The sequence below is a fragment of the Novosphingobium sp. FG90 genome, from assembly GCF_057808725.1.
Genome location: NZ_JBMDIO010000038.1, coordinates 16,973 through 40,672 on the forward strand (window position 1 = coordinate 16,973; position 23,700 = coordinate 40,672).

General features: G+C 66.0%; 21 protein-coding genes. 5 read left to right on the top strand and 16 right to left on the bottom strand.

Going from position 1 to position 23,700, the window contains the following annotated elements:
• Positions 1-61 precede the first annotated feature (61 nt).
• The 8 genes from ACODRZ_RS22625 to ACODRZ_RS22660 all read right to left on the bottom strand — a co-directional run bounded on the left by ACODRZ_RS22625 (position 62) and on the right by ACODRZ_RS22660 (position 5,723).
• On the bottom strand, positions 62-664 hold the full coding sequence (locus tag ACODRZ_RS22625) for a hypothetical protein (protein WP_488972604.1): 603 nt from the start codon (positions 662-664) through the stop codon (positions 62-64).
• Between the two features lie 152 nt (positions 665-816).
• Positions 817-1,191: a 50S ribosomal protein L7/L12 gene (rplL, locus tag ACODRZ_RS22630; RefSeq protein ID WP_008829397.1), complete on the bottom strand. Its 375-nt coding sequence runs from the start codon at positions 1,189-1,191 to the stop codon at positions 817-819.
• Between the two features lie 85 nt (positions 1,192-1,276).
• Positions 1,277-1,789: a 50S ribosomal protein L10 gene (gene rplJ, locus ACODRZ_RS22635; RefSeq protein ID WP_488972603.1), complete on the bottom strand. Its 513-nt coding sequence runs from the start codon at positions 1,787-1,789 to the stop codon at positions 1,277-1,279.
• 330 nt (positions 1,790-2,119) lie between these two features.
• Positions 2,120-3,301, bottom strand: coding sequence for a low temperature requirement protein A (locus tag ACODRZ_RS22640; protein ID WP_488972602.1), 1,182 nt, complete (start codon positions 3,299-3,301; stop codon positions 2,120-2,122).
• Between the two features lie 75 nt (positions 3,302-3,376).
• A complete protein-coding gene (locus ACODRZ_RS22645) occupies positions 3,377-3,601 on the bottom strand; it encodes a helix-turn-helix domain-containing protein (protein ID WP_488972601.1) in 225 nt (74 codons plus the stop codon).
• Positions 3,601-4,146, bottom strand: a complete 546-nt coding sequence (locus tag ACODRZ_RS22650) for a DUF2975 domain-containing protein (RefSeq protein ID WP_488972600.1) — start codon at positions 4,144-4,146, stop codon at positions 3,601-3,603. Before ACODRZ_RS22650 ends, ACODRZ_RS22645 begins: the two co-directional genes overlap by 1 nt.
• Positions 4,147-4,169: 23 nt before the next feature.
• Positions 4,170-4,337 carry a hypothetical protein gene (locus ACODRZ_RS22655; protein ID WP_488972599.1) on the bottom strand — a complete coding sequence of 56 codons (168 nt, stop codon included), beginning with the start codon at positions 4,335-4,337 and terminating at the stop codon, positions 4,170-4,172.
• A 180-nt stretch (positions 4,338-4,517) separates the two neighbouring features.
• Positions 4,518-5,723: a hypothetical protein gene (locus ACODRZ_RS22660; protein WP_488972598.1), complete on the bottom strand. Its 1,206-nt coding sequence runs from the start codon at positions 5,721-5,723 to the stop codon at positions 4,518-4,520.
• A 543-nt stretch (positions 5,724-6,266) separates the two neighbouring features.
• Here ACODRZ_RS22660 and rpoB point away from each other — a divergent pair.
• The 3 genes from rpoB (at position 6,267) to ACODRZ_RS22675 (ending at position 15,817) form a co-directional block, all read left to right on the top strand.
• Positions 6,267-10,433: a DNA-directed RNA polymerase subunit beta gene (gene rpoB, locus ACODRZ_RS22665; RefSeq protein WP_488972597.1), complete on the top strand. Its 4,167-nt coding sequence runs from the start codon at positions 6,267-6,269 to the stop codon at positions 10,431-10,433.
• An 80-nt stretch (positions 10,434-10,513) separates the two neighbouring features.
• Positions 10,514-14,800, top strand: a complete 4,287-nt coding sequence (rpoC, locus tag ACODRZ_RS22670; protein WP_488972596.1) for a DNA-directed RNA polymerase subunit beta' — start codon at positions 10,514-10,516, stop codon at positions 14,798-14,800.
• A gap of 438 nt (positions 14,801-15,238) precedes the next feature.
• On the top strand, positions 15,239-15,817 hold the full coding sequence (locus ACODRZ_RS22675; protein ID WP_488972595.1) for an opacity protein: 579 nt from the start codon (positions 15,239-15,241) through the stop codon (positions 15,815-15,817).
• 67 nt (positions 15,818-15,884) lie between these two features.
• Here the strand turns inward: ACODRZ_RS22675 and ACODRZ_RS22680 are convergent, their stop codons facing one another.
• On the bottom strand, positions 15,885-16,247 hold the full coding sequence (locus ACODRZ_RS22680) for a carbohydrate porin (RefSeq protein ID WP_488972594.1): 363 nt from the start codon (positions 16,245-16,247) through the stop codon (positions 15,885-15,887).
• Positions 16,223-16,459 (bottom strand): carbohydrate porin, encoded by a 237-nt coding sequence (locus ACODRZ_RS22685; protein WP_488972593.1) that lies wholly within the window; start codon positions 16,457-16,459, stop codon positions 16,223-16,225. Before ACODRZ_RS22685 ends, ACODRZ_RS22680 begins: the two co-directional genes overlap by 25 nt.
• Between ACODRZ_RS22685 and ACODRZ_RS22690 the strand changes: the two genes are divergently transcribed.
• Positions 16,443-17,024 carry a LysR substrate-binding domain-containing protein gene (locus ACODRZ_RS22690; RefSeq protein ID WP_488972592.1) on the top strand — a complete coding sequence of 194 codons (582 nt, stop codon included), beginning with the start codon at positions 16,443-16,445 and terminating at the stop codon, positions 17,022-17,024. The two genes, ACODRZ_RS22685 and ACODRZ_RS22690, sit on opposite strands and share 17 nt — an antisense overlap.
• Before the next feature lie 87 nt (positions 17,025-17,111).
• Here ACODRZ_RS22690 and ispG read toward each other — a convergent pair whose 3' ends face one another.
• The gene (ispG, locus tag ACODRZ_RS22695) at positions 17,112-18,242 is read right to left on the bottom strand and encodes a flavodoxin-dependent (E)-4-hydroxy-3-methylbut-2-enyl-diphosphate synthase (protein ID WP_488972591.1); all 1,131 of its coding nucleotides are present in this window, start codon (positions 18,240-18,242) and stop codon (positions 17,112-17,114) included.
• Positions 18,243-18,330: 88 nt separating this feature from the next.
• Between ispG and ACODRZ_RS22700 the strand changes: the two genes are divergently transcribed.
• Positions 18,331-19,353: a zinc transporter ZntB gene (locus tag ACODRZ_RS22700; RefSeq protein ID WP_488972590.1), complete on the top strand. Its 1,023-nt coding sequence runs from the start codon at positions 18,331-18,333 to the stop codon at positions 19,351-19,353.
• 122 nt (positions 19,354-19,475) lie between these two features.
• On the opposite strand, the gene ACODRZ_RS22705 is transcribed toward ACODRZ_RS22700, so the two are convergent.
• From ACODRZ_RS22705 to ACODRZ_RS22725, 5 genes are read right to left on the bottom strand one after another with little or no spacing between them, the layout of a single operon-like run.
• Positions 19,476-19,988, bottom strand: coding sequence for a GNAT family N-acetyltransferase (locus ACODRZ_RS22705; protein ID WP_488972589.1), 513 nt, complete (start codon positions 19,986-19,988; stop codon positions 19,476-19,478).
• A complete protein-coding gene (locus ACODRZ_RS22710) occupies positions 19,988-20,449 on the bottom strand; it encodes a GNAT family N-acetyltransferase (protein ID WP_488972588.1) in 462 nt (153 codons plus the stop codon). Before ACODRZ_RS22710 ends, ACODRZ_RS22705 begins: the two co-directional genes overlap by 1 nt.
• 3 nt (positions 20,450-20,452) lie before the next feature.
• A complete protein-coding gene (locus tag ACODRZ_RS22715) occupies positions 20,453-21,355 on the bottom strand; it encodes an RDD family protein (RefSeq protein ID WP_488972587.1) in 903 nt (300 codons plus the stop codon).
• Positions 21,352-22,371, bottom strand: coding sequence for a stage II sporulation protein M (locus ACODRZ_RS22720; protein ID WP_488972586.1), 1,020 nt, complete (start codon positions 22,369-22,371; stop codon positions 21,352-21,354). The genes ACODRZ_RS22715 and ACODRZ_RS22720 overlap by 4 nt, the downstream gene beginning before the upstream one ends.
• Entirely contained in the window at positions 22,368-23,696 is a 1,329-nt protein-coding gene (locus tag ACODRZ_RS22725; RefSeq protein WP_488972585.1) for a DUF58 domain-containing protein, read from the bottom strand. The genes ACODRZ_RS22720 and ACODRZ_RS22725 overlap by 4 nt, the downstream gene beginning before the upstream one ends.
• Between the last annotated feature and the right edge of the window lie 4 nt (positions 23,697-23,700).

The window sequence follows — 23,700 nt, forward strand, 5'->3', positions numbered from 1 at the left end:
CACAAGGCCCTGTCGTTCGACGTCCAGGGGACCGGGGACGTCGCGGGGTACCCCGCTGAACTCAGGCCTTGTGGCCGGGCGGGGGAGCCTGCTCGACCGGAGCTTCGGCCTTGGCCGGGATCGCCTGAGATGGCGCCTTCGCCGCATCGCAACCGTCGGAGGCCGCCTCGGTCATCCTGGGCTGGGCACCTGAACCGTCCGAACTGTAGGCAACAGAGCGGGTGCAGCCGTTCGCGTCGGTACTCGACGAATAATAGGTGACGTGCGCGCCCTTGGGCATGTCGCCGACAAGCGCAAGGCCCGGGAGGGAAGTGCCGTCCGCGCTCGCGGCCGTGGCATGTTGCTGCATAGCGGTCGCCTGCTGCTGCATGAGCGCCGCGCGCTGCATCATGGCGTTCATCTGCGCATCCATCATCGCAGAGATCTGCGCCATATGTGCGAAGGGATCCGTCATCGCCGGCGCGTCCGCTTGCTGCATGGCATCGGCAGGCACGAACTGGACACGGGGTGCGACGTCGCCCCTGTACTGCACGTGGACGACCGAGCCATCGGGCGCATCGACCTGCATGGTGTGCAACTTCGTGCTTGCGGCCTCTGCCGCTCCGGCGCCAAGCAGGGCGAGCACGGCGGCACCGATCAGATACTTCCTGGGGGGCATTCGCATTGGGAATGTTCTCCTTCGTGACTCGACCCTTTGCGGACACGAAGCTGCCTCCTCGAAGCTGAACGCAGGATTACGGAACCGGAACGCGAAAAGGGCGGCACCTTGCGGCACCGCCCTTCACGTTATCTGTCCGGTAGAAAACCGGAAGAAGATTACTTGAGCTCGACGGTACCGCCGGCTTCTTCGATCTTCTTCTTGATTTCTTCGGCTTCAGCCTTGGTCGCGCCTTCCTTGACGGCCTTGGGAGCGCCTTCGACGAGAGCCTTGGCTTCAGCCAGGCCGAGGCCGGTGATTGCGCGGACTTCCTTGATGACGTTGATCTTCTTGCCACCGTCGCCGGTGAGGATCACGTCGAATTCGGTCTTCTCTTCAACGGCTTCGGCAGCGGCGCCACCAGCGGCCGGGGCAACTGCGACAGCAGCAGCGGCGCTGACGCCCCATGCTTCTTCGAGAGCCTTGGCGAGGTCAGCGGCTTCCAGAACGGTGAGCTGCGACAGTTCTTCAACAAGCTTGGCGATATCGGCCATGATTTTAACTCCTGATCTGTGGTCCCGCTACCGCCTCATGCGGCAACGGGATAAATCGTAAGAAACGTTCTGCTTAAGCGAGCGCTCAGGCAGCCTTGTCGGCGTAGGCAGCGAAAACGCGAGCCAGCTTGGCCGCCGGAGCGGTCTGCAGCTGGGCGATCTTCGTCGCCGGAGCCTGAACGAGGCCGATGAGCTTGGCGCGCAGTTCGTCGAGCGAGGGCATCGAGGCGAGAGCCTTGACACCTTCGGGGGTCAGAACCTGCGAACCCATCGCGCCGCCGACGATCTCGATCTTGTCGGTCGTCTTGGCGAAGTCGACGACGGCCTTGGCAGCTGCGACGGGGTCCACCGAGGTGGCAATGGCCGTCGGGCCGGTCAGGAAGTCGCCGATACCGACGTAGTCGGTTTCCGCGATGGCAAGCTTGGCAAGACGGTTCTTCGCTACCTTGTAGGTCGCGCCTGCATCACGAATCTTTCCGCGCAGGGCGGTGGACTGGGCCACCGACATGCCGAGGTTGCGGGTGATGACCACCGCGCCGGCCTCGGAAAAGACTGCGTTGAGCGAGGCGACCGATTCGGCTTTCTGCGAACGATCCATGCCATACTCCTTCACAATGGCCACGAAAGGCGAACCCTTCGTAGCCGGCTACGTATTGTCCGGGGTGCTAATGCACCTCGGGCGAGTCCGTCGAAGGGGAAGGAGTATTTCGTGTCGAAACACGAACTTGGCACCACTCTTCCGAAGGAGTGTGGGCCGGGTGATTTCCTTGTCCCCGTCTAGGCTGCAAATTAAGAGGGTAACCCTCAGCAGCGGTCTCGGACGGATGACAGACGGGAATCACCCCATCAGTCGGGGCGGCGAATGACGGATCGGCGCATCAAAGTCAAGACCGGCCAGCTCTGCGCGGGTCATGTCAGGGAAGGGCTCTCAGGACTGGCGACACTGCACATGGCTGCGCGCGATCACCGCCAGCACCGTCAACAGCGCCAGAGCCGGAAGCGCCCAATGGCCGAGATGGCCCGCCGCGATCGCCAATGCCGCGAAGACCAGCAGGCCGTGCCGCCACGGCCCCGTCAGCACCAGTCGGTCGCGCACGAACCACAAGGCCGCCATGTACACCGCCAGCGGCACTGCCACCGCCAGGTCGCCGATGAGCGGCGCGGCGTGGTGCCCCTGCCCCGCCGCGTTGTCGATGGCGACTGCGAAGCCCGCCCCGGTCGCCGCACCGCCGGCGTAGATCAGGGCATGAGCATAGCTCCAGCGAAACGAACTGGCGAAGCGATCGTGGTCAAGCGGCCCTTCCTGCGAGAAATAGAGCCACCACATCGCGAACGTGATCGCCAGCGCAGACAAGGCCAGCACGATCAGTTCGGCGGTATGTCCTCCGCCATGCCCTGAAGCGGGAGCGTCAGCATAAGTGAAGGCTGCCGCGCTGGAGAGCAGCACCTCGCCCAGCACGATGATGACGAACAGGCCGTGCCGCTCGGCGACGTGGTGGTGGTGCCAGGGCGTCTTGCCCCGCGCCTCGGCAAGCACCGGCACCGCCATCTCCAGCAGCGCACCCAGCACGAACAGCCCCGCGACCGCGCCGAACGCGGCAGGCCGCAGCAGGAGCAGCGCCACCGTCCAGTAGAGCTGCACTACTGCGATGCCGACAGCATAGCTCGCCGCCGTCGCCCGATGCTTCGGGTCCGCGCGCGCGGCGATCAGCCAGAACGCCACCATCGCGATCCGCATGACGATGTAGCCGACGATCACCAGCGTCAGACTACCCCCCGCGAAGACGCGCGGCACACCGGCAGCCACCGCCAGCGCTCCCGCCATGATGGCGCAGGTGATGATGCGATAGACCGGCCCGTCGTTGTCGTAGGCAGACGCGAACCAGGTGAAGTTCATCCAGGCCCACCAGGTCGCGAAGAAGGTCATCGCGAAAGTCGCCAGCCCCATGCCGAGGTGCCCTGCGGCGATGGCGTGGTGCAGACCCTCGGCCGCGCTCGCGACGGCGATGACGATGACAAGGTCGAACAGCAGCTCCAGCGGGGTCGAGACGCGGTGCGGCTCGTGCGGGTCGCGAGCGCCGAATGGTCGCCAGCTGCGGGTCGTGGTCATGAGCGGATGCCCCCTTCTGTCGGATCCTTGATCCTTAGAAGAGGGCTCCGGAAAACGGCAAGCTGAACCGGCGGATTACCCGTCGTACCCGAGCAGGTCGCCCGGCTGGCATTCCAGCTCCCGGCAGATCGCCTCCAGCGTAGAGAAGCGGATCGCCTTGGCCTTGCCCGTCTTGAGGATGGAGAGGTTGGCGAGGGTAATGCCGATCCGCTCGGCCAGCTCGGTCAGCGTCATGCGGCGAGCGTGGAGCAGGTCGTCCAGTTTGACCACGATGCTGGTCCCTTCGGTTTCGTCGCCCATCACACCATGCCTTCCAGGTCGGCGCGCATCTGGGCGCCCTTGCGGAAGACGCGGGCAAGAATGAACAGGATCAGCATGAGCAGCAGGCCGTTGCCGTCGACGCCCCCGATGAACTCGAGATCGGTATGGCCGTGGCCTTCGGTCATCGCATTGATCCACGCCCCGATACCGGACATCGGCAGGCCGACGAGCTGTACCGCAAGGGTGAGCCAGGCCATCTGCGTCAGGCGCGAGGCATTGACGGGCACGAAGGGATCACCTTCGCCGACCGTATCGACGATGCGCTTGAGCAGCTGGAACAGCCGGAACAGCAGCGCACAGAGCAGCGAAGCCAGCAGCAGGATTCCCGCTATCGCCCACAGAAAGCGGCCGGCCGGAAGCTCCGGCGCATGCTCGGCGAGCGCGGACGCCGCCGATCCGTGGAAGATGGCGAGGCAGGGCGCGGCCAGCAGGCTCGCGCCCATGGCGAGCGTCAGGACCGCCATGAGGAACCACAGCACCCCCTTGGCAATGGCGAGCAGCGGGTCGCGGGTGATGACGTTCATCGGATCGACTCCCTTGCTTCGGATCACATCAGCGCGGGCGCAACCCGCGCTCCGACGACGATGACCTGGATCGGCGCCGAGGCTTCGGCAGGGGCGGTCACGACAGGAAGGCAGAAGCCGGCCATGAACACTGCGGCGAGTACGAGCATGAGAAGCAGTGGAGCCTCCCGAGGGCTTTCAGTGGCGATCATTGTTCGTTCTCCGATATGCCTGATATCGAAATTCAATAAACAACGACTCGCTTATCGTCAATCGATAATATCGAAAAACGATAATTCAGGTTGAAAGAGGTCCAATGCCAGGTGGAGATCGCAAAAGGGGCGACTCCGGATGGGAGCCGCCCCTCGTTGCCGGGCGTGACAGCCGGCGGGTCAGGCGTCGGTGAGCTGGCGGGTGGTTGCAGGGGTTCCGGCAGCCTTGGTCGACGACCTGTAAGTGCGGAAATCGAAGCGCGTGTCCGCATTCTGATTCTTGGCTTCCACGGCCTCGCGATGCTGAAGCTGCAGGCGCGCACGGCGCAGGCGCCCCTTGCGCGATGTGAAGGGATTGCCTTCATCCGGCTCGGCGGCGGACATCGCATCCAGCAGTTCATAGCGCTCCTCGGGCGTCTGCGGCAGCGGCGAGGCAGCCAGGATCGCGGCGGAAGAATTGCCCGCAGCGACCGACGGGGCGACCGGAGCAGGGGCTACAGTCGACGGACGATAGACAGGCGCAGGATCGATGATGGCCGCTTCCGGCATCTCCATGACCGGAGCTGGGGCAGGAACAGGCTCGGCAACTGCAACCCGTTCAAGCGGCTCGGGCGCATAATCGACCTCCTCATAAACCGGCTCGCTGCGACGGCGACGCATCGCAAGGATGCCCAACCCCGCTACACCGAGCGCAGCCAGAATGCCGGCGATCTCGGCCATGGGCAGGTCGCCGCCGGTATCGGCGTCAGGCGCGGCAGTCACCGGCTGCGCCGGAGCAGGTGCAGCTGCCCGGGCCGGCGCCGGAGCCGCAGGCGGCACCGAACCTTCGGCAAGCGCGCCGTCGGCGGCGGTCCCGCGTTCTTGCGCCGTCGGCACCAGCGGCCGGGCCGGAGCACGGTCAGCTTGCGCCGACGCACGTGCCGCCACCGTGCGCTCAGGAGCGGACCCCGCCTCACTGCGGACCGGAGCAGGACCGGCAACCGCCTCATTCGGCGCTTCATCGGGAGTAGCGGGCGCCGCAGCTTCCGGCAGCACTACGGTCTGCGCTGGCGTGGACGCTGTCGGCGGAGCGGCCGGAATGGATGGGGCCGACCCCTCCTGCTGCGGCGAAGTCCCCGCCGTGGTAGCCGGGCTGCTGGCCGTATTCGCCGGAGCGTTCGCTTCCGGGGGAAGTGTTACGGCAGCCGTCACAGGCGGCGTTGCGGGCGTCGCCGTGACTGGCGCTCCCGCAGTCACGTCCTGCGGCAGCGACAGGGAGGGTGTCGTCGTCGAGCGCTGCACATCCTGCGCAGAGGCGACCTCGACGGCCGGGATTGCGGAAAGCGCGAGGACAGCGGCGATCGCGGTCACGGCGCGGGGCGAGCGGGGGACAACAACATGTTTCATGCAAGTAGAAATGCGCCCACTGCATGAAAGTCGTTCCGCATCTGCGAAATACAGGACAAGTCGAATGAATCTCTGCGACGAGTTGATGATTGAGGCATTCGCTCATCAATTCCCGGCAGTATTTCGACATTTACGCCAGATGAACATAGCTCGCACTGCCAGCCTGGGATTCCACAAACACACCTTTTGAAGCCCGACCCATTTCCCGCGCCGTTGCAGTGCGGCATCCTTTTCCACCCCGGGAAGGACCATTTGACACCCTTCATGCGCAGTCCTATATGGCGGCCTCGCTCGATCGCTTCGAGCAAGGCGGGTCCATGCGCGGGGACACGCCCGGGAAGGAGGCGATCGGGATTTCATCCGACGTGGAAGGCTGCAGGCCGCATGGAGACCCAATCCTCGGGAATCCGCGTGCCAGGCGGCCTTTCTTGCGTTCCGGATGGCCTGCTTTCGGGCAGGTGACCGTCACTCGCGACGACGAATTTTTACGAAGGCCGCGTCCGACGCGACTCGGCCCTCACACGAAGAGGCAAAGACCAGCTCATGGCCACCAAGCCCATCGACACCACCCCGCTGGTGCGCACTACCAAGAAGCGCATCCGCAAGATCTTCGGCGACATCCACGAAGTCGTCCAGATGCCCAACCTGATCGAAGTCCAGCGCGAGAGCTACGAGCAGTTCCTGCGTTCGGACCCGTCGATCGGCTACGTTTCGGGCCTCGAGAAGACCCTGCGCTCGGTGTTCCCGATCCGCGACTTCGCGGGCACCAGCGAGCTGGACTTCGTCCACTACGAGCTGGAAGACCCCAAGTACGACGTGACCGAATGCCGCCAGCGCGGCATCACTTACGCCGCGCCGATGAAGGTCACGCTGCGCCTGATCGTGTTCGAGGTGGACGCCGAAACGGAAACCCGCTCGGTCCTCGATATCAAGGAGCAGGACGTCTACATGGGCGACATGCCCCTGATGACGGAGAACGGCACCTTCTTCATCAACGGCACCGAGCGCGTCATCGTCTCGCAGATGCACCGTTCGCCGGGCGTCCTGTTCGACCATGACCGCGGCAAGACCCACGCTTCGGGCAAGTACCTCTTCGCTGCCCGCGTGATCCCGTACCGCGGTTCGTGGCTGGACTTCGAGTTCGACGCCAAGGACATCGTCAACGTGCGCATCGACCGCAAGCGCAAGCTGCCGGTCACCTCGCTGCTCTATGCCCTGGGCCTCGATAGCGAGGCGATCCTCGACTACTTCTACGCCACGATGACCTGGAAGCGCGGGACCGGCGGCTGGCAGCTGCCCTACGCTCCGGAAGCATGGCGCGGCGCCAAGCCAACCTTCGACATCGTCGACGCCAAGTCGGGCGAGGTCGTATTCCCGGCCGGCCAGAAGATTTCCCCCCGCGCCGCCAACAAGGCGCAGAAGGACGGTCTGGAAGAACTGCTGCTGCCGACCGAGGAAATCTTCGGCCGCTATTCGGCAAAGGACCTGATCGACGAGTCGACCGGCCGCATCTACATCGAAGCCGGTGACGAAGTTTCGCCGGAGAACCTCGACGCGCTCGACGCGGCGGGCTTCGACCAGATCGAGCTGCTCGACATCGACGAGGTCAACACCGGCCCCTGGATCCGCAACACGATGAAGGCCGACAAGGCCGAGAATCGCGACATGGGTCTGGAAGCGATCTACAAGGTCATGCGCCCGGGCGAGCCGCCGACGAAGGAAACCGCCGAAGCGCTCTTCGACGGCCTGTTCTTCGATGGCGACCGCTATGACCTCTCGGCCGTGGGCCGCGTCAAGATGAACATGCGCCTCGGCCTCGACGCCGAGGACACCGTCACCACCCTGCGCGTCGAGGACATCCTCGCCGTGGTTAAGGAACTTGTCGGCCTGAAGGACGGCAAGGGCGAAATCGACGACATCGACAACCTCGGCAACCGCCGCGTGCGTTCGGTGGGCGAACTGCTGGAAAACCAGTACCGCGTCGGCCTGCTGCGCATGGAGCGCGCCGTCAAGGAGCGCATGTCGTCGGTGGACGTGTCGACGGTCATGCCGAACGACCTCATCAACGCCAAGCCCGCCGTGGCCGCCGTGCGCGAGTTCTTCGGTTCCTCGCAGCTCTCGCAGTTCATGGACCAGACCAATCCGCTCTCGGAAGTCACTCACAAGCGCCGTGTTTCGGCACTTGGGCCGGGCGGTCTGACCCGTGAGCGCGCCGGCTTCGAAGTCCGCGACGTTCACCCGACCCACTACGGCCGCATCTGCCCGATCGAAACGCCGGAAGGCCCGAACATCGGTCTGATCAACTCGCTGTCGACCTTCGCGCGCGTCAACAAGTACGGCTTCATCGAAACCCCGTACCGCAAGGTCAACGAGGGCAAGGTGACCAAGGACGTCGTCTACCTCTCGGCGATGGAAGAGCAGAAGCACACCGTCGCGCAGGCTTCGGCCGAACTGAACGGTGACGGCTCGTTCGTGGAAGAACTCGTCTCGGCTCGCCAGAACGGCGAATTCGTGATGAGCCCGCGCGACCAGATCACGCTGATGGACGTTTCGCCCAAGCAGCTCGTCTCGGTCGCCGCATCGCTCATTCCGTTCCTGGAAAACGACGACGCCAACCGCGCTCTCATGGGCTCGAACATGCAGCGTCAGGCCGTGCCGCTCGTCAAGGCCGATGCGCCTTACGTCGGCACCGGCATGGAAGAGACCGTCGCGCGCGATTCGGGCGCTGCGATCTCGGCGGCCCGCGCAGGCGTGGTCGACCAGGTCGACGCGACCCGTATCGTGATCCGCGCTTCGGGCGACATCGAACCCGGCAAGTCGGGCGTCGACATCTACCGTCTGCAGAAGTTCGAGCGTTCGAACCAGTCGACCTGCATCAACCAGCGTCCGCTGGTGAAGGTGGGCGAAGTGGTTCAGGCCGGCACCATCATCGCTGACGGTCCGTCCACCGAGTTCGGCGAACTGGCGCTGGGCCGCAACGTGCTCGTCGCGTTCATGCCCTGGAACGGCTACAACTACGAGGACTCCATCCTCATCTCCGAGCGCATCGTGAAGGACGACGTGTTCACGTCGATCCACATCGACGAGTTCGAGGTGATGGCCCGCGACACCAAGCTCGGGCCGGAAGACATCACCCGCGACATCCCGAACGTCGGCGAGGAAGCCCTGCGCAACCTCGACGAAGCGGGCATCGTCTACGTCGGCGCCGAGGTTCACCCCGGTGACATTCTCGTCGGCAAGATCACTCCTAAGGGCGAAAGCCCGATGACGCCGGAAGAAAAGCTTCTGCGCGCCATCTTCGGCGAAAAGGCTTCGGACGTCCGCGACACCTCGCTGCGTCTGCCGCCGGGCGTCTCGGGCACGATCGTCGACGTGCGCGTCTTCAACCGCCACGGCATCGAGGTCGACGACCGTACCCGCGCGATCCAGAACGAGGAAATCGAACGCCTCGCCAAGGACCGCGAGGACGAGCGTGCGATCCTCAACCGCGCCACCTACAACCGCCTGCGCGACATGCTGCTGGGCCAGACGGCGGCTTCGGCACCCAAGGGCCTGAAGAAGGGCGTCGAGATCACCGAGGAACTGCTCGGTGAGGCGGAGCGTCACGAGTGGTGGAAGTTCGCGGTTGCGGACGACCACATGCAGTCGCAGCTCGAAGCGGTGAAGACCCAGTACGACGCGACCGTGAAGGCGATCCAGGAGAAGTTCGAGGACCGCAAGGAAAAGCTGGAGCGCGGCGACGAGCTGGCTCCGGGCGTCCTGAAGATGGTCAAGGTCTTCGTCGCGGTGAAGCGCAAGCTGCAGCCGGGCGACAAGATGGCCGGCCGTCACGGCAACAAGGGCATCATCAGCCGCATCCTGCCGCTGGAAGACATGCCCTTCCTCGAAGACGGCACCCCCGTCGACTTCGTCATGAACCCGCTCGGCGTGCCTTCGCGCATGAACGTGGGCCAGATTTTCGAGACGCACCTTGGCTGGGCCGCACGCGGTCTGGGCAAGCGCATCGGCGATGCTCTGGACGCATGGCGCGTGGCCAACCCCAACCCGGTCGCAGGGCAGCCGCCCGAGGCCGTCCGTGAACTGCTGACCGAAATCTACGGCGACAACTACGCCGAAGACATCGCGACGCGCACGGACGACCAGATCGTCGAGTTCGCCGACTCCGTCCGCAAGGGCGTGCCGATGGGCTCGCCGGTGTTCGACGGCGCGGTCGAGAAGGACGTCACCGACATGCTCAAGCTGGCGGGTCTGGACGAATCGGGTCAGGTTGACTTGTTTGACGGCCGCACCGGCGACCGCTTCGACCGCAAGGTCACGGTGGGCATGAAGTACGTGCTCAAGCTGCACCACCTTGTCGACGACAAGATCCACGCCCGTTCGATCGGTCCGTACTCGCTCGTCACCCAGCAGCCGCTGGGCGGTAAGGCGCAGTTCGGCGGCCAGCGCTTCGGTGAGATGGAGGTCTGGGCGCTCCAGGCCTACGGCGCGGCGTATACCCTGCAGGAAATGCTGACGGTGAAGTCGGACGACGTTGTCGGCCGCACCAAGGTCTACGAAGCGATCGTCAAGGGCGACGACACCTTCGAGGCCGGCATTCCCGAGAGCTTCAACGTTCTCGTCAAGGAAATGCGCTCGCTGGGTCTCAACGTCGAACTCGCCAGCCACGAGGATGGCGAAGACGACGACGGCGTGGCGCTTGCGGCGGAGTAAGGGACATCGGGCGGGGCCTCGCGCCTCGCCCACCCTCTCCCGCCTGCAGACAAGATTTCACCCTCTAGAGGGATAAAACTATGAACGACCTGACCAAGTTCACGAACCAGATGGCCAAGCCCGAGACGTTCGACCAGATCCAGATCGGACTGGCGAGCCCCGAGCGCATCCGCTCCTGGTCCTTCGGCGAGATCAAGAAGCCGGAAACCATCAACTACCGCACGTTCAAGCCTGAGCGTGACGGCCTGTTCTGCGCCCGCATCTTCGGTCCCGTGAAGGACTACGAGTGCCTGTGCGGCAAGTACAAGCGCATGAAGTACAAGGGCGTCGTCTGCGAAAAGTGCGGCGTCGAAGTCACCGTGACCAAGGTGCGCCGCGAGCGCATGGGCCACATCGAACTGGCCGCCCCGGTCGCGCACATCTGGTTCCTCAAGTCGCTGCCTTCGCGCATCGGCCTGCTGCTCGACATGCAGCTCAAGCTGCTTGAGCGCGTCCTGTACTTCGAGAGCTACATCGTCATCGAGCCGGGCCTGACCCCGCTCGAGAAGTACCAGCTCCTGACCGAAGACGAGATGCTCGACGCGCAGGACGAGTATGGCGAAGACGCCTTCTCGGCCGGCATCGGCGCCGAGGCCGTCAAGCACATGCTGATGAACCTCGACCTCGAGCAGGAGCGCGCGGATCTGCTGCAGGAACTTGAGACGACCAAGTCGGAACTCAAGCCCAAGAAGATCATCAAGCGCCTCAAGGTCGTGGAATCGTTCATCGATTCGGGCAACCGTCCCGAATGGATGATCCTCGACGTCGTGCCGGTCATCCCGCCAGAGCTGCGCCCGCTGGTGCCGCTGGACGGTGGCCGCTTCGCGACCTCGGACCTCAACGACCTGTATCGCCGCGTCATCAACCGCAACAACCGTCTGAAGCGCCTGATCGAACTGCGCGCGCCGGACATCATCGTGCGCAACGAAAAGCGCATGCTGCAGGAAGCGGTCGACGCGCTGTTCGACAACGGCCGCCGTGGGCGCGTCATCACCGGCGCCAACAAGCGTCCGCTGAAGTCACTGTCCGACATGCTCAAGGGCAAGCAGGGCCGCTTCCGTCAGAACCTGCTCGGTAAGCGCGTCGACTACTCGGGCCGTTCGGTCATCGTGACCGGTCCGGAACTCAAGCTGCACCAGTGCGGCCTGCCGAAGAAGATGGCGCTCGAGCTGTTCAAGCCGTTCATCTACGCCCGTCTGGACGCCAAGGGTCTGTCGATGACCCTGAAGCAGGCCAAGAAGTGGGTCGAGAAGGAGCGCAAGGAAGTCTGGGACATCCTCGACGAAGTCATTCGCGAGCACCCGGTCATGCTGAACCGCGCGCCGACGCTGCACCGTCTGGGCATCCAGGCGTTCGAGCCGGTCCTGATCGAAGGCAAGGCGATCCAGCTGCACCCGCTCGTCTGCTCGGCCTTCAACGCCGACTTCGACGGTGACCAGATGGCCGTCCACGTGCCGCTCTCGCTGGAAGCCCAGCTCGAAGCGCGCGTGCTGATGATGTCGACCAACAACATCCTCTCGCCCGCCAACGGCAAGCCGATCATCGTGCCTTCGCAGGACATGATCCTCGGCCTGTACTACCTGTCGCTCGACCGCGACGGTGAGCCGGGCGAGGGCATGAAGTTCGCGGACATGGCCGAAGTGCACCAGGCGCTGCACGTCGGTGCGGTGACCCTGCACTCGAAGATCGAGGCCCGCGTGCCGCAGACCGACGAGAACGGTCAGCAGTACATGAAGCGCTTCCAGACCACCCCGGGCCGCATGCTCCTGGGTGAATGCCTGCCGAAGTCGCACACGGTGCCCTTCGACGTCGTCAACCGCCTTCTCACCAAGAAGGAAATCGGGGACGTCATCGATCAGGTCTACCGTCACACCGGCCAGAAGGACACGGTGCTGTTCGCCGACGCGATCATGTCGCTCGGCTTCCGCAACGCATTCCGCGCGGGCATCTCCTTCGGCAAGGATGACATGATCATTCCGGACTCGAAGGTGGCGCTGGTGGCCGAGACCAAGGAACTGGTTGCCGACTACGAGCAGCAGTACCAGGACGGTCTCATCACCCAGCAGGAGAAGTACAACAAGGTGATCGACGCCTGGAGCCGCTGCGGCGACCAGGTTGCGAACGCCATGATGGACGAGATCAAGGCCCAGCCGATCGACCCCGAAACCGGCCGCATGGCACAGATCAACTCGATCTACATGATGAGCCACTCGGGTGCGCGTGGTAGCCCGGCGCAGATGAAGCAGCTTGCCGGTATGCGCGGCCTCATGGCCAAGCCGTCGGGCGAGATCATCGAAACGCCGATCATCTCGAACTTCAAGGAAGGTCTGACCGTTCTTGAATACTTCAACTCGACCCACGGCGCCCGTAAGGGCCTCGCGGATACGGCGCTCAAGACGGCGAACTCGGGTTACCTGACCCGCCGTCTGGTCGACGTTTCGCAGGACTGCGTCGTCGTCGTCGATGACTGCGGCACCGAGCGCGCGCTGGAAATGCGTTCGATCGTGCAGGGCGGTTCGGTGATCGCCTCGCTCGCCGAGCGTATCCTGGGCCGTACCCTGGCCGAGGACATCGTCGACAAGGAAGGCAACGTCATCGCGACCAAGGGCCAGCTCCTCGACGAAGCCGCCGTGGCTGCGATCGAAGTGACCGGCCTGCAGTCGGCGCGCATCCGCTCGCCGCTGATCTGCGAAGCGACCCAGGGCGTCTGCGGCACCTGCTACGGCCGTGATCTCGCTCGCGGTACGCCGGTGAACATCGGTGAAGCCGTCGGCGTCATCGCGGCGCAGTCGATCGGTGAGCCGGGCACGCAGCTGACCATGCGTACCTTCCACATCGGCGGTGCCGCGCAGCTGAACGAAACCTCCCACCTCGAAGCGATCAGCGCGGGCCATGTCGAATATCGCGACATCCCGACGATCGTGGACAAGCGCGGCCGCATGCTGTCGCTGGCCCGTAACGGCGAGATCGTGCTGTTCGACACCGAGGGCCGTGAACGCGCACTGCACCGCGTGCCTTACGGTACGGTGCTGCTGCACAAGAACGGCGCCAAGGTCGAGCAGGGCGAACGCCTGGCCGAGTGGGATCCGTTCACCCTGCCGATCATCACCGAGACGTCGGGTATCATCAAGTATCAGGACCTGATCGACACCCGCACGCTGACCGAGCACGTCGATGACGCCACCGGCATGACCAGCCGCGTCGTCACCGAGGACCGTTCGACGGCCCGCGCCAAGAAGAAGGAAGATCTGCGTCCGCGCATCACCCTTCTCGACGACGCGAGCGGCGAATCGGCCCGCTACATGATGGCGCCGGGCACCACGCTCTCGGTCGAGGACGGCCAGACGGTCGAAGCGGGCGACATCATCGCCCGTGCCAGCCGCGAAGCCGCCAAGACCCGCGACATCACCGGTGGTCTGCCGCGCGTCGCCGAACTGTTCGAGGCCCGCAAGCCGAAGGACAACGCGGTCATCGCCAAGGTCTCCGGCCGCATCGAGTTCGTCCGCGACTACAAGGCCAAGCGCAAGATCGCGATCATCCCGGAAGAGGGTGAGCCGGTGGAGTATCTGATCCCGAAGTCGAAGGTCGTCGACGTTCAGGAAGGCGACTGGGTCAAGAAGGGCGACAACCTGGTTTCGGGCTCGCCCGATCCGCATGACATCCTGGAAGTCCTCGGCGTGGAAGCGCTGGCGGAATACCTGGTTGCGGAAATCCAGGAAGTCTACCGACTGCAGGGCGTGAAGATCAACGACAAGCACATCGAGGTGATCGTTCGCCAGATGCTGCAGAAGGTCGAGATCACCGACGGCGGCGACACCACGCTGCTGGCGGCCGAGCAGGTCGACTACGAGGAAATGGCCGAGATCAACGGCAAGCTGCCCGAGGGCAAGCGTCCCGCCGTCGGCAAGCCGGTGCTGCTGGGCATCACCAAGGCCTCGCTGCAGACCCGCTCGTTCATCTCGGCGGCGTCGTTCCAGGAAACCACCCGCGTGCTCACGCAGGCGGCGGTCGAGGGCAAGAAGGACTCGCTGATCGGTCTCAAGGAGAACGTCATCGTCGGTCGTCTGATCCCGGCCGGTACGGGTGCAGGCATGAACCGCGTTCGCGTGGCGGCCTCCAGCCGTGACGCGGCGCTCCGCGCGGCCACCCGCCGCGTGCAGGAAGCCATGATCCTCGCCAACACGGCCGAGGAAGAGCACAAGGCCGAACTGCTGCGCAACGCGGCGGACGACCTGGGCGACAGCCCGCTCGCGGCGGTCGAGGGCGAGACCCACGGCACCGACGCCGATGCCGGCGACTACCTGATCAAGGGTGACGAGGCCGAATAAGCCTCTCCCCTCAGGGCAAATGAAAAGCCCCGCCGGAGCGATCCGGCGGGGCTTTTTGCATTCGGCGAAACGGGCGTGAGTTCCCATCGCGTTCGATCGAACTGTCGTTGCACGAATGTCACACATTGGTCGCCATCGACGAGTTGAGCGGAACCCCCTGTGCGCCCTCGGGTTTCCCCTCATGAGATGATCGAAGGTAGCTAAGACACACGAACTGTTGTTGATCAGGTACATGGACCTTTCCCGCCACGGCGGCAGCGCAGCGCGATAGCTGCCGGTCCATCCCGTCACCCCAACGCGAACAGACCTCGTTACCCCCGCACGGCGGTGCCGTTTGCTGCGTCCCCTGCGTGGGCACGGCGGCGATGCCGCACCCCTCGGTCTCTCTCACAACTGGCGGCGCCTTCCCCCCCGGCCTGCCAAGATGGAGTTGAGTTTATGAAGAAGATTGCACTCTGCGCGGCCGCCCTGATCGCCGTCGCCCCCGCCGCTGCTTTCGCGCAGGACGCCGACACCGCGCCGACCACCGAGGCCACCGCCCCTGACGGCACGCCCGCCTTCGGCATCGAGCCTTACGTCGGCATCATGGGCGGCTACGACAGCTACGACAAGAGCAGCGAATTCGGCTCCCCGCGCGGCGGCAAGATGAACGGCGCGCTGATCCAGGGTGTCGCGGGTGTTAACGTGCCTCTCGGCCCGGTCTTTGTCGGCGCCGAGGGCAACGTCGCCAAGGGCTTCGGCGACATCGACTGGGAGTACGGCGTCAAGGGCCGCGTCGGCGCCCGTGCCGGTGACAGCGGCATGATCTACGCCTCGGCCGGGCACGAATGGGTCAACGGCAAGCGCGCCTACTCCGACCAGAAGGACTGGATCTACGGCGTCGGCGTAGAGGTCGGCCCCAAGGACATCGGCCTTGGCGGCGTGACCGGCAACGGCGGCCTGCGCCTGCGCTTTGAAGTCGATACCTACGACTTCGACAGCATCCGCCCGATGGCCGGTGTTATCGCGCACTTCTGAGCGGACGGAGCTGACGTTTCGCAAACAGAAGGCCCCGCCGGAGCGATCCGACGGGGCCTTTCTTTTGTCAGAAGTTCGCGAAGACGCCGGTGCCTGCGACCAGCACGTTTTTCGCGCCCTGACGGCCGCCCGGGTTGATGTACCACTGCAGGTTCGGCCGCAGGCTGAGGCCGGGCATCAGGGCGATCGAATAGTTCGCCTCGATCGCGTATTCGTTGCTCTGCGGCTCGATGTCCTCGCCCAGCGCCGCGTTGCGCGCGGCCTGGAGGCCCCGCAAATTGCGGTTCACGCGCGAGCGGCCGACGGCAAGGCCGATCTGCTCCTTTGGGCGGCCGGGGATCAGGCCCGAATAGGTGACGCCTGCCGTGATGACGTTGACCAGCTTGTTGGTCCGGTGGTCGGCGCTCACGAAGTTGAAGAAGGCTTCCAATGCGCCCGCGCCATCGACTCGGCGGCGGCGGTGAACTGCTGGCGCGCGACGGCGTAGATGCTCGCCCGGCCACGCTCCCGTGCCAGCGGATCGCCGGTCAGCTGCGCGACACCGCCGTTGTCGTCATAGACGAGGTTGCTGCTCTTCGAGGTGTCGAAGAACGCGCCGACCTTGTAGGTGCCCGCCAGCTTCGGGTTGCCGCCCAGCTTCACGGCCCTGTGGCTGACCCCGCGCCTGCCGGCCTTCCTCGACAGCCACCCCGGCATGGACATCCGCATCACCGCAAGCACCGACTATTCGCGCTTCGCCGCCGACGAGGTCGATGCCGATATCGTCAACGGCCCGCCGCTGCCCGGCCCGGTCAAGGCGATCCCGCTGGGGGAGGAGGAGGTGACGGTGCTCTGTACCCCGCAGATGGCCGCCTCGATCACCTGCGCGGCGGACGTCATGGCGCTGCCGCTGATCAACGGCGACCGCAACCGGGTGACATGGGCGCGCTGGGCGGAGCTTGCAGGCGTCCCGGCGCCCAAGACTTACGCGATGCACTTCGACCGCAGCTTCATGGTGATCGCCACTGCCGCAGATGGCCTCGGCGTGGCGCTCGAATCCACCCGCCTCGCCCAGCGAGAACTGGCCGAGGGCAGGCTCGTCGCGCCGCTACCGGGATGCACGATCCGGGAGACGCTGCACTCGCTGGTCTATCCGCTAATCCACGCCGATCGCCCGATCATCCGGGCCTTCGAGACATGGCTGCTGGCGGAACTGGCATCCACCTGATCGTCATTGCGAGCGCAGCGAAGGAATCCAGGGCCACGTAAACCGCTCTGGATTGCTTCGCTGCGCTCGCAATGACGAGATGGAGGATCACTCCGCCGCGACGGCTTCCTGCGCGGCGTTGGCGGCCTCGATCTCCGCCGCCTTGGCTTCCACCAGACTGACGATGTGGTCGAGCATCGTCTCGCTCTGCACGGTGTGGTCGGTCACGCCCGAAAGGTAGACCATGTGCTTGCCGTTGCCGCCGCCCGTCAGCCCGATGTCGGTCTCGCGCGCTTCGCCGGGGCCGTTGACGACGCAGCCCAGCACCGAGAGCGAAAGCGGCGTCTTGATGTGCTGCAGGCGCTCTTCCAGCGCCTCCACGGTGCGGATGACGTCGAAGCCCTGCCGTGCGCAGCTGGGGCAGGAGACGACGCGAACACCGCGCGTGCGCAGGCCGAGTGCCTTCAGCATCTCGAAGCCGACGCGCACTTCCTCTTCCGGCTCGGCCGAGAGCGAGACGCGCAGGGTATCGCCGATGCCCGACCACAGCAGCATGCCCATGCCGATCGAGGACTTGACGGTGCCGCCGATCAACCCGCCCGCCTCGGTGATGCCGAGGTGCAGAGGGCAATCCACCGCGTCCGCCAGCCCCTGATAGGCAGCGACGGCGAGGAACACGTCGCTGGCCTTCACCGCCACCTTGTATTCGTGGAAGTCGTGGTCCTGCAGCAGCTTGATGTGGTCCATCGCCGATTCGACGAGGGCATCGGGACAAGGCTCGCCGTACTTTTCGAGGAGGTGCTTCTCCAGGCTGCCCGCGTTCACGCCGATGCGGATCGCGCAGCCGTTGGCCTTGGCGGCGCGCACCACTTCGGCGACGCGGTCGGACGAGCCGATGTTGCCGGGGTTGATGCGCAGGCACGCCGCGCCCGCGTCGGCGGCTTCCAGAGCGCGCTTGTAGTGGAAATGGATGTCCGCGATCAGCGGCACGCGCGATCCGCGCACGATCTCCCGGAACGCCGCCGTCGACTCGACGTCGGGGCAGGAGACGCGGATGAGGTCCGCCCCGGCATCCTCGCAGCGGCGGATCTGCTCGATCGTCGCCTTCGCGTCGGATGTCAGGGTGTTGGTCATGGTCTGGACCGTGATCGGCGCATCGCCGCCAACGGGGACGCTGCCGACCATGATCTGTCGGCTCTTGCGGCGCTCGATATCGCGCCAGGGTCGGATGGAGGACATGAAGCCTCTATAGGCGTTCTGCCTTGCGGATTGAAGACGCATTCCGGTGTGCTGGCGACTTCGCGCGATTTCGGGCATTTACTCGTCCATGACTGTGCATGCTGCCGACAAACCCCTCACCGACGACGAGTCCTCCGAACTTCCGCTGCTGTTCGGGCGCGTGCTCGACGGCCGGGGCGGTGCGCGCGTGGTCGGATGGAAAGAGGCACAGCGCTGGAAGCCCGGCGTCGAGGGCGAAGTGCTGTGGATCCATCTCCTGCGCACCCATCCGGGGATGCAGGAGTGGCTGGAAACCCACTGCGCGATCCCCGAGCCGACCGCCGAACTGCTCACCAGCGACGCCAACCGCCCCCGCGCCTTTCGCGAAGGACAGACGCTGGTGGCGACGCTGCGCGGGATCAACTTCAACCCCGGCGCCGCGCCCGAGGACATGCTCTCGCTGCAGTTGTGGAGCGACGGCAGCCGCGTCGTCACCCTGCGCCGCGCGCCGCTGCAGACGCCGCGCCTCGTCGCCGACGACCTCGATGCAGGCAGCGGGCCGCATGACGCGGGCGCGCTCGTCACCGCGCTCACCGAGCACCTGATCGACCGCATGAGCCACGCCATCGTCGACATGAACGCGATGATCGACGATCTCGAGGACGAGACGGCCGATACCTACACCGACCAGACCCTTGACAAGATCGCCATGATCCGCCGCCAGAGCCTTGCCCTCAAGCGCCACATGTCGCCGCAGCACGAGGCGCTGACCGCCATCGCCAACGGCGCGCCCGGCTGGTTCGAGGACCACGACCGGCGCGAGATCGCCGAATCGATCGCCCGCCTGCGCCGCTATCTCGACGACCTCGACATCAGCAAGGAATCGGCGGTCGTGCTGCAGGACGACATCCGCGCCCGCGCAGCAGCGAACAGCCAGCGCACGCAATATGTGCTGGCGGTGGTGGCCGGGGTGTTCCTGCCGCTGACCTTCATCACCGGGTTGCTGGGAATCAACGTCGGCGACATTCCGCTGTCGGCGCAGGGATCGCACGGGTTCTGGATCATCGTCGGGATTTGCGCGGCGATCCTGGGCGTGGAGATCGCGCTGCTCAGGCGGTTGAAGTGGTTCTGATCCTCCCTGTTCCGCAGGAATGGGGAGGTGGCAGCGCGAAGCGCTGACGGAGGGGTTCGCCTCCTCCACCACCCGCCGCGCGGGCGGTCCCCCTCCCCATCGCTTCGCGACAGGGAGGAACGTTACAGCACCTTCGCGAACAGGAACTCTTCGTCCCGCTGCTCGCCGACCATGAAGTGAATGTCGGCGACCTTGCCGAACCCGTAGCGCGCGTAGAACTTCTGCGCCCCGGGGTTGTCCGAATAGACCGAGAGCTGGACCTCGCCCGCCCCGAAGGCCGCCGCTTCCGTCAGCGCCCAGTCCATCAGCGCCGCGCCGATGCCCTGCCCGGTCGCCTCGGGCGCGGTGTAGAGTTGCTTGAGTTCGATCACCCTATCCGCCCGCGCATGCTCGGGCCAGCCGCAGGTCATCACCAGCTTGCAATAGCCGAGCAGCTGCCCGCCCCGCTCCGCCAGCATCACCCGCATCGCGGGATCGGCGATCTCCTTGGCCACCTTGGCCTCGCTGTGCGATCCGGCGAGGAAGTTCGCCAGGTCGTCCGGCGTGTAGAGGTGGCCGAACTTGGCGACGAAACTGTCGGTGCCGAGACGCGCCAGCGCGGCGGCATCGGCGGGAGTGGCGGCGCGAAGTTCCATCATAATTCCCTGGTCATGCAGATCGAGAAGTCATCGGAGACATAGTCCCCGAAAGGCGCGCACTCGGCAAAGCCGTGCGCGCGGTAAAGGCCGTGGGCGGGGTGGAACGGCTCCGGCCGCCCGGTTTCCAGACTGACGCGGGCATAGCCGCGCGCGCTCGCCTCTTCCAGCAGGCGCAGCAGCAGCGCCTTGCCCACGCCCTTGCCGCGATAGTCCGGCGCCGCGCGCATCGACTTGAGTTCGCCGTGGCCTTCGGACAAGTGCTTGATCGCGCCGCAGCCCGCCAGCACATCGCCGTCCCACGCGGAGAAGAACGTCACGTCCGGCTGGCGCAGGCGCGCTGCGGGCATGGCGTGGACGCTCTCGGGCGGGGACCAGCGATGCATCTCATCGAGGTGGAACTGGAGCAGCGCCAGCACCGCTTCTGAGGTGAGGTCGTCGGGCCTTATGGTCAGGTTCATGCTCTACTCTGCGTGCTTGTCGGCCTTGCGGCGTCCCATGCGCATGCCTGCTTCCAGCCGCGCCCGCAACTGGGTGTAGTAGTCCGAGAGGAAGCGCCGCTCGGCGCCCCAGCCGTCGTTGCGGCCGATCTTCTCGGCGATGGTCTGATAGACCGTCTCGACCGCGTCGGTCCGGTCCTCGCGCAGCACGCGCTCCAGCGCCTGCAGTTCGAACTCGCCGTAGACCGCCAGTTCGTGCTCCTCGAAGCGGAACTGGAAACGCTCGGCCACCGGCGCTTCGGAAGTCGTCATCGCCGCCTGCAGCTTCTGCCTGGGGCGTTCGAGCACCCAGCTTCCCGCGATCACGTCGCCTGCGCGCAGGGCATCGCGGTTGAACAGCGGGAAGAGCAGGAAGATCGCCAGCCACCCCGCCGCCGCGAGCCAGGCCATGCCGTTGTCCGGCCCCGCCATGGCGATGAGCGGGATCGGCAGGAACATCTCGATGTCGCGCAGGAGGTTGCGGGCGATCACCATCTCGGCGGTGAGGCGGCCGCCGTCGCGCGCGGCGATGCGGATGCCGGTCATGCGCTTGCCGGGCGTCGCGCCCCGCGGCCCCAGCTCGAAGTAGAGGAAGTAGGCGTTGCGGAACAGGAACATCGCCACGATCCACACGACGATGAGGAACTGCAGGATCTGCGCCGCCGCCCCCTTGCCCTCGACGGCCTGCGTGATCTGCGCCGCCCCGCCGGCGATCTGCATCAGTGCGATCGAGGTTCCGATCATGAGCAGGGCGATGATGATGAGGTCGAGGATCAGCGCCCCCACCCGCGCCCCGCGCCCGGCCACCGTCACCGGCAGCGCGATGCCCTCGGGCGTGACGAGCACGCGCTGCTTGCTGCCGCGCACCCGGTTGATCCGGCGCTTCATCGCCCGGCCCTCCCGCGATAGGCGAAGAAGTAGGCGCTCCACGCCAGCAGCATGAACCCGCCGACCGCGAGGCGCGCGGGCGTCTGGTCGACCAGCTGGCGCGCGAACCCTTCCAGCAGCGCGGCGACGACCAGCATCAGCACCACCCCGACCATGACCACTGCCGCGCGGCGTCCGGCCTCGGCGGTCGCGGTCAGGACCGGGCAGTTGCCGGGAAAGGCGATCGAGCGCCCGACATGCAGCCCCGCCGCGCCCGAGAGCAGGATCGCGAACAGCTCGGTCGTGCCGTGGATGCTGATCCAGCCCGCGAAGTCGAGCAGCAACCCGGCCTTCCAGTAGACCCACCCCATCGCTCCCAACCCCGCAAGGTTGTGAACCAGCAGCAGCAGCGACGGGATGCCCAGCGCGAAACCCAGCGCAAAGGCAAGGATGGAAACTTGCGCATTGTTGCTGAACAGCTGGGCGGCAAAGACGCTCATCCCCGTCTTGTCGGTATTGCCGAAGATCGTGCCGCGCAGCGCTTCGGCGCTGGCGCCGGGGACGCGCTCGCCCGCCATCTCGCGGCCCATCAGCGCGAAGTACCATTCGGGATCGTGCGAGACGAGCAGCCAGCCGACCACCGCGCCCGCCACCATGACGAGCAGGGCGATGGCGATCTCGAAGCCGATGCCGCGCACCGCCCGGCTCCAGCCGCCGCCGAGGAACCCGCGCAGCCACTCCCACAGCGAGGAGCGTGGGCCGTAGACGACGAACCACGCCCGCTGCACCAGCGATTCCAGATAGCCCAGCGTCGCCGCGTCGAGCGAAGTCTCGCGCGCGATCGAGAGGCTGGAGGCGACGGTGCGATAAAGGCCGGGCAGCGCCAGCAAGTCCTCGTCGGAAATGCCGCGCAGGCGGCCCTTCTCCATGCGCACGACGATGTTCTCGAGCCGCTGCCAGTCCGCCTCGCGCTCCAGCCGGAAGCGGTCGGAGCGCAGCGCGGCGCTTTCGATGGCGGCATTCGATATCGCGTTCATCCGATCGCTCCCGAACGCTTGATGGCAAGGTAGGCGTCGATCAGCCGGGTGCCGACCTGCCGCCACGGAGCCTCGATCACGTCGACGCCGATCTGCCGCAGCCGCCGGGTGACGACCGCGCGCTGGCGCAGCAGGCCATCGGCGGCGACCGCCATCGACAGCACTTCCATGTCATCGGGCTCTGCGGTGGACAGCGTCTCCAGTTCCTCGTCCGCCATCGTCACGAACAGCACGACGTGGCGCGACACCAGCCGTCCGATGCTCTCGATCATCAGTTCAGCGCTGGTGGGGTCGGAGAAGTCGGAGAAGATCACGATCAGCGAGCGGCGCTGCAGCCTTCCCGCCAACGTAGCGAGGGCGAGGGTGAAGTTGGGCTCCTCCGTGCGGTACTCCAGCCCCGCCGCCGCGCGCTGGAGGCGGTGGAACTCGCTGCTGGCGGTGACGAAGGGCGTCGCCACCTCGGGCCGCGAGGCGAAGCCGAACAGCGACACCCGGTCGCCGCCCTTGAGCGCCACGAAAGCGGTCGCCAGCGCTGCCGAAACGGCGCGGTCGAGGCGGGGCATCCCGGCGATCGGCTCGCACATCGCCTGCCCGCAGTCGAAGGCGAAGACGATCTGGTTGTTGCGCTCGACCTCGTATTCCTTGGCGTAGAGGTGGACGTGACGCGCCGAGCTTTTCCAGTCGATCCGGCGGCGGTCCATGCCGGGCTGGTACTCGGCGAGCGATTCGAACTGCGTACCCTCACCCCGGATGCGGCGGGCGAGCAGGCCGTATTGCGCATCCTTGAGGAACGTCTGCAGCGTGGGGGAGCGCACGGCGGCGACGTTGGGCCAGACCCGCACCGTCTCGTCCAGAGTCCCCGCCAGCTGCCGCGCGCCGAGGCCCAGCGGCCCGGTCCAGCGCAGCCATGCGCGGGTGACCTTGCCGGTGCCGCGACGCGAGGGCGTGAAAGTGCCGGAGCCGCGCCAGCCGCCATCACCGGCGATCAGCGGAAACACCAGCCGCCCGCCCGGTGCGAGGCGCGGGTCGCACTCCAGCGCCAGTTCCGCGCGCGAGGGCCTGCCGGAGCGCAGCGCGACTGCGGCCTCCATCCGGCCCTCGGCGCCGACTTCGACGTCGCCGGGCACCGTAACCCGAAGGTCCGCGACCCGGCCGCCGAGCAGCGCGTCGATCACCACCAGCACCAGCACGGCGAGCCCCGCGACCGGCGCGATCACCCACAAGTCCGGGCTCGCCGCCGCGATCACCAGCGCGACCGGGGCGATCGCCGCCAGCGTCACCGCCGCGCGGGCCGTCGGGACTATCGGGGCGAGTCTTGCTTTCACCGGA

Bases quoted from the DNA above. Each gene is read 5' to 3' on its own strand.
- ACODRZ_RS22625 (WP_488972604.1), bottom strand. From the start codon at position 664: ATGCGAATGCCCCCCAGGAAGTATCTGATCGGTGCCGCCGTGCTCGCC.
- rplL (WP_008829397.1), bottom strand. From the start codon at position 1,191: ATGGCCGATATCGCCAAGCTTGTTGAAGAACTGTCGCAGCTCACCGTT.
- rplJ (WP_488972603.1), bottom strand. From the start codon at position 1,789: ATGGATCGTTCGCAGAAAGCCGAATCGGTCGCCTCGCTCAACGCAGTC.
- ACODRZ_RS22640 (WP_488972602.1), bottom strand. From the start codon at position 3,301: ATGACCACGACCCGCAGCTGGCGACCATTCGGCGCTCGCGACCCGCAC.
- ACODRZ_RS22645 (WP_488972601.1), bottom strand. From the start codon at position 3,601: ATGGGCGACGAAACCGAAGGGACCAGCATCGTGGTCAAACTGGACGAC.
- ACODRZ_RS22650 (WP_488972600.1), bottom strand. From the start codon at position 4,146: ATGAACGTCATCACCCGCGACCCGCTGCTCGCCATTGCCAAGGGGGTG.
- ACODRZ_RS22655 (WP_488972599.1), bottom strand. From the start codon at position 4,337: ATGATCGCCACTGAAAGCCCTCGGGAGGCTCCACTGCTTCTCATGCTC.
- ACODRZ_RS22660 (WP_488972598.1), bottom strand. From the start codon at position 5,723: ATGAAACATGTTGTTGTCCCCCGCTCGCCCCGCGCCGTGACCGCGATC.
- rpoB (WP_488972597.1), top strand. From the start codon at position 6,267: ATGGCCACCAAGCCCATCGACACCACCCCGCTGGTGCGCACTACCAAG.
- rpoC (WP_488972596.1), top strand. From the start codon at position 10,514: ATGAACGACCTGACCAAGTTCACGAACCAGATGGCCAAGCCCGAGACG.
- ACODRZ_RS22675 (WP_488972595.1), top strand. From the start codon at position 15,239: ATGAAGAAGATTGCACTCTGCGCGGCCGCCCTGATCGCCGTCGCCCCC.
- ispG (WP_488972591.1), bottom strand. From the start codon at position 18,242: ATGTCCTCCATCCGACCCTGGCGCGATATCGAGCGCCGCAAGAGCCGA.
- ACODRZ_RS22700 (WP_488972590.1), top strand. From the start codon at position 18,331: ATGACTGTGCATGCTGCCGACAAACCCCTCACCGACGACGAGTCCTCC.
- ACODRZ_RS22705 (WP_488972589.1), bottom strand. From the start codon at position 19,988: ATGGAACTTCGCGCCGCCACTCCCGCCGATGCCGCCGCGCTGGCGCGT.
- ACODRZ_RS22710 (WP_488972588.1), bottom strand. From the start codon at position 20,449: ATGAACCTGACCATAAGGCCCGACGACCTCACCTCAGAAGCGGTGCTG.
- ACODRZ_RS22715 (WP_488972587.1), bottom strand. From the start codon at position 21,355: ATGAAGCGCCGGATCAACCGGGTGCGCGGCAGCAAGCAGCGCGTGCTC.
- ACODRZ_RS22720 (WP_488972586.1), bottom strand. From the start codon at position 22,371: ATGAACGCGATATCGAATGCCGCCATCGAAAGCGCCGCGCTGCGCTCC.